Below are 270 nucleotides of genomic sequence, written 5' to 3'. Positions count from 1 at the left end.
CTCGCAGACACGTCGATGTTCGTCACCGCGGTGCACGCCGAGCTGCAGCCGGAGACGGGAGAGCTGCAGGTGATCGATGCCGGACACAGCCTCGCCTTCATCCTGCGCGCCGACGGCTCGTGGGAGCACCTGCGATCGACCAGCCTGCCTCTCGGCATGGGCATGGGCCTCCAGCCGCCCGAGGAGAGGGAGCCGCGCACGACGCGCCTCGACAAGGGCGACTCGTTCGTCTGCTGCAGCGACGGCCTGCTCGACGTGCTCGACCCCGAC

General features: G+C 70.0%; 1 protein-coding gene. It reads left to right on the top strand.

All coding sequences use genetic code 11. The features are described 5' to 3' along the window. Positions 1–15: 15 nt before the first annotated feature. Positions 16–270: PP2C family protein-serine/threonine phosphatase (locus SB658_RS24150; RefSeq protein WP_410602881.1), on the top strand; the 255-nt coding region annotated here is incomplete at its 3' end.

Origin of the sequence: Bacillus sp. SIMBA_008 (assembly GCF_046535495.1) — a bacterium.
Taxonomy (GTDB): domain Bacteria; phylum Bacillota; class Bacilli; order Bacillales; family Bacillaceae; genus Bacillus; species Bacillus subtilis.
Note: the sequence above shows the minus strand (reverse complement) of the source record. Positions and strands in the feature narration are given on the sequence as shown.